The sequence below is a fragment of the Clostridium neonatale genome (assembly GCF_900465025.1).
GTDB classification, from domain to species: Bacteria; Bacillota; Clostridia; order Clostridiales; family Clostridiaceae; genus Clostridium; species Clostridium neonatale.
The window spans coordinates 360,074-367,500 of record NZ_UICR01000003.1; the positions used below are offsets into that span (position 1 = coordinate 360,074).

The window sequence follows — 7,427 nt, forward strand, 5'->3', positions numbered from 1 at the left end:
ATCTGTTAGTTGAGATGATAATATTAAATATAATTTTCATAATAGATTAGTGGAGGATATGAGATGAAAATATCAAAGAATTATATAAAAAGCATTAGCTTATGTTTTATTATATTGGCTATTTTAATTTTTACCTGGATATTATTTGTAAATCCTAAACTTGGTGTAGCTGATCAAGGTGATTTTGATAGAGTAATGAATGCAGTTGGTCTTTCTTTACTAGATTCAGATACCAACAATCCTGATTTTGTTAGATTCTATAAATATATAATTACAGAATATAAAATTAATTCAGTAAATAATATTTTTACAACTATAATTGGAACTAGTATGGGTGCTTTAATAACATTAATTTGCTTTATTTGTAAGCTATTTGGACAATATATCTTTAAAACTGAATATTTAGCTATAGCTTATTTTTTAATTTATTTATCTGCATTTTTAATAATACTTAAAGCAATAAATATAAAAAGCACCATTAAGTATATAATAACCGCTGCATTTACATTATTTATTTTCTTTGATGGCAATTATTTAGTTTGGTTTAATAGTTTATATGGAGAGCCAATGATGATAAGTACCTTAATTTTATTTATTGCTTCCATTTTATATTATTCATACTATAAATATTCCTTAAAAAGAGAAGATAAATTATTTTCTAAAATAGTATACATTTTTGTCTGTGCACTGCTATTTATAGGTTCTAAACTTCAAGTAACTATGTGCCTACCATTTATAGTTTTATTAATTGGTAAAATAGTATTGGACAATAAAAAACTTTTATCTAAAACCAATTTATTAATTACAATATTTTTATTTATATGCCTTATAGCTTATCCTATTGCAATTAATATGAGTAGCGGTAGTTTAAGCAAAGATACTCAGTATAATTCAGTATTCTACGGTGTATTAAATGGCTCAGATACACCTGAACAAGATTTAATTGATATGGGCCTTAATCCAGATATGGCTGTTGAAGCCGGAAAACATTCTTATTTACCAGCTGACCAATATGTTAAGTATGTTCCTAGAACTGAAATAACAGAAAAAGAATTTTATAGCAAGATGAGTAATGGTAAATTAGCTAAATTCTATTTAACTCATCCAAAACGATTAATAGAAGGAATGCAATATACCGCCAGTAAAGCATTTTATACAAGTACTGATCTAGGTAAGGCATCTCAAAGTTATAGTGAAAAAGAAATCACTAAATTTAGTAGATTTACTGGATGGTCATATATAAGAGAAAATTTATTACCAAAAAAATTATGGTTTATTATATCAATATACTTAATTATGTTTATCTATTCAGTTACAACATATATTAGAAATAAATTTAATCCAGATAAAAGAATTAAATCACTTTTACTTCTAACATTAATATTTATTAGCGGATTACAATTTCCTATGCCTTTTGTTGGAAACGGTCAGGCTGATACTGGAAAACAATTATATTTATTCAACTTTATTTTTGATATATTCTTCATATTAATCTTATTGTGTATTATTTTCAAAGCAATTGATTATATAAAAAATAAGATAATCAAAAAACAAACTACATTATAATAAGACATATAAAAAGCGATTAAGATGATTCTTTAAACTTAATCGCTTTTTGTATATATAATTTTAATAATTCATTTATTTCTGTATGATTACATGAATATTCCTGCACCAACTCCTAATGGAAGCTTTAATATAAACCATACTATTAATAATAAACTCCATCCAATTAAAAATACTATAGAATATGGAACCATAGTCGATATTAATGTACCTATTCCTGTATCTTCATCATATTTTTCTGCAAATGCTACTATTAAGGCGAAATAGCTCATAAGTGGTGAAATTATATTTGTAGTTGAGTCACCTATTCTGTATGCCATTTGAGTCAATTCCGGAGAGTATCCTACCCCCATTAACATAGGAACAAAAATTGGAGCCATTATTGCCCATTTAGCAGAAGCTGATCCCATAAATAAGTTTATGAAAGCAACAACTATTATAAACCCTAATAAAAGAGGTATACCTTTTATTCCAGTTGCTTCTAAGAAGTTTGCCCCCTTAACTGCTATTACTGTTCCCAATTTAGTATATCCGAAATATGCAACGAATTGTGCTGCAAAAAATACTAATACTATGTATGAACCCATTGTCGACATGCTCTTACCCATTAAGTTTATAACTTCTTTATCATTCTTAATAGTCCTATGTCCAATTCCATAAGCTATTCCAGGTATTAAGAACATAATTGCTATTATAACAACTATTGAATCCATAAATGGAGATTTTAATATTGCATGAGTCTCAGGATGTCTTAATATTCCGTTATAAGGTACCACTAAACATAAAATTCCTATCAATGTTACTAAGAAAGCTATGCCTGCAAATTTTAAGCCTCTTTTTTCTTCACTAGTAACCTTCATAAGTTCATCTTCAACATTTTCCTTATATTTTCCTAATCTAGGTTCAACTATTTTTTCAGTAACTATTGTCCCTAAAATTGTTATAAGCAATGTAGAAACCATTATGAAATACCAGTTACCTGTTATAGCAACTTCATAACCAGGATTAGCTAATGCTACTGCTTCTGTTGTAATTCCTCCAAGGAGAGCATCTGTTGGTCCAGGTATTAAGTTTGCACTAAATCCACCTGATACACCTGCAAACGCTGCTGCTATACCAGCTAATGGATGTCTTCCAAAACTCTTAAATATAACTGCACCTAATGGTATTAGTACTACATATCCGGCATCAGAAGCTATACTTGACATAACGCCAGCGAATACAACAACAACTGTTATAAATCTTTTAGGTGTGCTTGTTACTAATTTCTTCAACATAGCTGATATTAATCCACTACCTTCAGCAACCCCAACCCCTAATAAAGCAACTAAAACAGTACCTAGTGGAGCGAATCCAGTGAAGTTACTTATAGCACTTGTAAACATGTACCTAATTCCTTCTGGTGTTAATAAACTAACAACATTAACAGTTAAGTCTTTAAGCTCACCAGTTGCCACATCAATTCCTTGATAATTAACACCAATACCCAATTTATATGCGATATGAGAAACAACTGCTATTACTGCACATAAAATAACAAACAATGTAGTTGGATGTGGTAATACATTTCCAACATTCTCTACTACTCCAAGGATTCCCAATTTTTTCTTATCGTTTTTCATCTTTTCCTCCTTAGTTATATAAAATTAATTATTACATAAAAGTCGAATTTTATCCTTAATTTTATATTTATTAGTGTTATTATATAATTAAATTAAATTTTTTTCAATATTCATTTTCTAGTATTATCAGAATATTAGAAAAAAGAAGAGATAATTATAAAACATATAATTATCTCTTCTTTAAAAACATATTATATAGCATTTTCACAATTACTGCTGCAATTCCTCCAGCTGTGTCAATTAACACATCTCTAAAAGATCCTTGCCTACCTTGTACAAAAAGTTGATGAAATTCATCAGAACAAGCATATAAAAACACAAAAATCACCGTTATCAATATTGATCTTTTTTTGTTTAAATATAAATTCACTACATTGGTAACCAATATTGATAAAATCATATATTCAATAAAATGAGCACTTTTTCTTATAATAAAATTACTCAAATCACCAAATACTAAATTTAACGGTAAACCTAACTTATCTATCCCAAATATAATTGCCATGCTATATGAATCAGATATATTTGCTGGTTTGTGCGACATTATAGCTATAAAAATCATCCAACTAATCAATAAAGTCCAATAAAAAATTTTTCTTTTGTTTCTCATATCCTTTATCCTCATCATCTCTAGTTGGTCATATACTTATTTATATATGCCAATGATTCTTCTAACAATTCCTGTCCTTTTTCAAGTCCTTCTACTTTAATCTCAAGGTTACAGACTCTCTGATCTATTTGCTGCATTAAATGTTTTATATCATGTAGTAACTTCTCTTGATATGTTACCTGCATACCTTCATCGTCTATAAAGACTCTTTCTGGAGGTGCTCCACATTCAATACATTTTACATATAATCTATCTTTTTGAGGATCTTTAAAAAGCTTAAAAACATCATTATTGCAATTACTACAGGTAGATAGCATATTAAAATCATCTATTCCTAAGTCAAAAAGATAAATACTGCCACATTCCTTACACTTAGCTTTAACTTTCTCTTCTTCCATTGATATATAAAACTCATTTCCACTGCAACCATCTTTTTTGCATACAACCGTTCTCATCATCTCTAATCCCCCCTATATATTTAAACTAATTATTTTATTAATTGTCCTTTTTCTCTCTTTCTAGTATTTCTATTTTTATATCAATATCTTTAGTATCTCTTCCAGCGAGTAATAAATCTCTTTTTGTTAATTTTAGCGTCTTTATTTCTTCTTCCAAATAAGATATATCATTCATATCAATATCTCTCCATTCTAATTGTAATTTAAATATTCACAGGACAATATTGTAAAAAAATTACAATATAATTATATAATATAAATAATTTTCTGTATATATTTGTTTTCAATTAATTAATAAAAAGTCTAATATAACATTATAATATTATTCTAATAAAGTTATTCATTATATATTCTTATTAAATATATATAATTACATATTTATTTATTCTAACATTATTAAAATACTTTTAAATAAAAAAAATACAGACTATAGACTAACTATAATCTGTATAAATGGTGGAGATAAAGAGATTCGAACTCTTGACCCCCTGCGTGCAAGGCAGGTGCTCTCCCAACTGAGCTATACCCCCAAAAATGGTGGACCTTCAGGGACTCGAACCCCGGACCTACCGGTTATGAGCCGGTTGCTCTAACCAACTGAGCTAAAGATCCTTACTTACCTAGCAACGTCCTACTCTCCCACACAGTCTCCCATGCAGTACCATCGGCGCTATAGACCTTAACTTTCCTGTTCGGAATGGGAAGGAGTGTTACCTCTATGCCATCATCACTAGATGCTTAATTTCCCAAAATCTTCGATTTTGTTGGAAATTAGCACTCCTCAGCTTTAGCTGATGGAGTTTCCTTATAAAAGAAAACTAATTCTACAACTATCAAACATTTTAGTAAATCATTTCTATAAAAGAACTTAATGTTCTTTCAAAATTGCACATAGTTCCTAATGTATTACAACTTAATATTGGTCAAGCCCTCGACCTATTAGTATCAGTCAGCTAAATACGTTACCGCACTTACACCTCTGACCTATCAACCTTGTAGTCTTCAAGGGGTCTTACTAGCTTATGCTATGGGAAATCTCATCTTGAGGTGGGCTTCACACTTAGATGCTTTCAGCGTTTATCCCTTCCCGACTTAGCTACCCAGCAATGCTTCTGGCGAAACAACTGGTACACCATAGGTCAGTCCATCCCGGTCCTCTCGTACTAAGGACAGCTCCTCTCAAATTTCCTACGCCCGCGACGGATAGGGACCGAACTGTCTCACGACGTTCTGAACCCAGCTCGCGTGCCGCTTTAATGGGCGAACAGCCCAACCCTTGGGACCTACTTCAGCCCCAGGATGCGACGAGCCGACATCGAGGTGCCAAACCTCCCCGTCGATGTGAACTCTTGGGGGAGATCAGCCTGTTATCCCCGAGGTAGCTTTTATCCGTTGAGCGATGGCCCTCCCACGAGGTACCACCGGATCACTAAGCCCGACTTTCGTCCCTGCTCGACTTGTAGGTCTCGCAGTCAGGCTCCCTTCTGCCTTTACACTCTTCGAACGATTTCCGACCGTTCTGAGGGAACCTTTGGGCGCCTCCGTTACATTTTAGGAGGCGACCGCCCCAGTCAAACTGCCCACCTAACAATGTCCTGTCACCAGTTTCATGGCATCCAGTTAGAATTTCAATACTATCAGGGTGGTATCCCAACAACGACTCCATCAAGGCTGACGCCCTGATTTCCCAGTCTCCCACCTATCCTGTACAGACAATACCGAAATTCAATGCTAAGCTACAGTAAAGCTCTACGGGGTCTTTCCGTCCAATCGCGGGTAGCGAGCATCTTCACTCGCACTACAACTTCGCCGGATTTGCAGTTGAGACAGTGCACAAGTCATTACGCCATTCGTGCGGGTCAGAACTTACCTGACAAGGAATTTCGCTACCTTAGGACCGTTATAGTTACGGCCGCCGTTTACTGGGGCTTAAGTTCACACCTTCGCTTGCGCTAAGTGTTCCCCTTAACCTTCCAGCACCGGGCAGGCGTCAGCCCCTATACATCAGCTTACGCTTTAGCAGAGACCTGTGTTTTTGTTAAACAGTTGCTTGTGCCTATTCTCTGCGGCCTACTTTCGTAGGCACCCCTTCTCCCGAAGTTACGGGGTCAATTTGCCTAGTTCCTTAACTGCAATTCTTCCGTCGGCCTTAGGATTCTCTCCTCATCTACCTGTGTCGGTTTGCGGTACGGGCACTACTTCTCTCCCTAGATGCTTTTCTTGGAAGCATGGAATCAGATACTTCGGTTCCGTAGAACCTTCCCTATAACGCCTCAGAATTGTTAGAGCGGATTTGCCTACTCTAACTCCCTAAACGCTTCGACTAGCATCCAATAGCTAGCACATCCTATCCTTCTCCGTCACACCCTCGGTAATAACGATGATAGTGGTATTGGAATATCAACCAATTGTCCATCGACTACGCCTTTCGGCCTCGCCTTAGGTCCCGACTAACCCTGGGAAGACAAACTTTACCCAGGAAACCTTAGATATTCGGCCTGTAGGATTCTCGCCTACATCTCGCTACTAATGCCAACATTCTCACTTGTAATCAGTCCACCGCTCCTTACGGTACGACTTCAGCCCGATTACAACGCTCCTCTACCGCTCACACTAAGTGTGAACCCGTAGCTTCGGTGGTAAGTTTGAGCCCCGGACATTTTCGGCGCAGGATCTCTTGACTAGTGAGCTATTACGCACTCTTTTAATGAATGGCTGCTTCTAAGCCAACATCCTAGTTGTCTTAGAAATCCCACATCCTTTTCCACTTAACTTACACTTTGGGACCTTAGCTGACGATCTGGGCTGTTTCCCTTTTGACCATGGAACTTATCTTTCATAGTCTGACTGCCGACCTGATAGTATATGGCATTCGGAGTTTGATAAGGTTCGGTAAGCGCTATGCCCCCTAGCCCATTCAGTGCTCTACCTCCACTACTCACATTTGTCGACGCTAGCCCTAAAGCTATTTCGAGGAGAACCAGCTATATCCGAGTTCGATTGGAATTTCTCCGCTATCCACAGCTCATCCCATGCTTTTTCAACAGCAACGTGGTTCGGTCCTCCACGAGGTTTTACCCTCGCTTCAACCTGGCCATGGATAGGTCACCCGGTTTCGGGTCTACAGCATGCAACTAGTCGCCCTATTAAGACTTGGTTTCCCTTCGGCTC

At 35.2% G+C, this 7,427-nt stretch carries 5 protein-coding genes, 2 tRNA genes and 2 rRNA genes (1 of these 9 cut by a window edge); 1 reads left to right on the top strand and 8 read right to left on the bottom strand.

Annotation, left to right across the window (positions count from 1 at the left end):
* Positions 1-63 precede the first annotated feature (63 nt).
* Positions 64-1,566, top strand: a complete 1,503-nt coding sequence (gene wsfD / locus CNEONATNEC86_RS19830; protein ID WP_159117108.1) for a glycan biosynthesis hexose transferase WsfD — start codon at positions 64-66, stop codon at positions 1,564-1,566.
* 89 nt (positions 1,567-1,655) lie between these two features.
* Here wsfD and CNEONATNEC86_RS19835 read toward each other — a convergent pair whose 3' ends face one another.
* From CNEONATNEC86_RS19835 to CNEONATNEC86_RS19870, 8 genes are all read right to left on the bottom strand, one after another.
* Positions 1,656-3,188, bottom strand: coding sequence for an AbgT family transporter (locus CNEONATNEC86_RS19835; RefSeq protein ID WP_125147841.1), 1,533 nt, complete (start codon positions 3,186-3,188; stop codon positions 1,656-1,658).
* A 169-nt stretch (positions 3,189-3,357) separates the two neighbouring features.
* Positions 3,358-3,798, bottom strand: coding sequence for a VanZ family protein (locus CNEONATNEC86_RS19840; RefSeq protein WP_058296866.1), 441 nt, complete (start codon positions 3,796-3,798; stop codon positions 3,358-3,360).
* Positions 3,799-3,818: 20 nt separating this feature from the next.
* Complete coding sequence (locus tag CNEONATNEC86_RS19845) at positions 3,819-4,256, bottom strand: hypothetical protein (RefSeq protein ID WP_058296867.1); 438 nt, start codon at positions 4,254-4,256, stop codon at positions 3,819-3,821.
* 37 nt (positions 4,257-4,293) lie between these two features.
* A complete protein-coding gene (locus CNEONATNEC86_RS19850; RefSeq protein ID WP_157065800.1) occupies positions 4,294-4,431 on the bottom strand; it encodes a hypothetical protein in 138 nt (45 codons plus the stop codon).
* A 279-nt stretch (positions 4,432-4,710) separates the two neighbouring features.
* A tRNA-Ala gene (locus CNEONATNEC86_RS19855) sits at positions 4,711-4,786 on the bottom strand.
* A 5-nt stretch (positions 4,787-4,791) separates the two neighbouring features.
* Positions 4,792-4,868: transfer RNA gene (locus tag CNEONATNEC86_RS19860), tRNA-Ile, on the bottom strand.
* 6 nt (positions 4,869-4,874) lie between these two features.
* Positions 4,875-4,991 (bottom strand): 5S ribosomal RNA (gene rrf, locus CNEONATNEC86_RS19865).
* Between the two features lie 184 nt (positions 4,992-5,175).
* Positions 5,176-7,427 (bottom strand): 23S ribosomal RNA (locus tag CNEONATNEC86_RS19870); it runs 655 nt beyond the window's last position.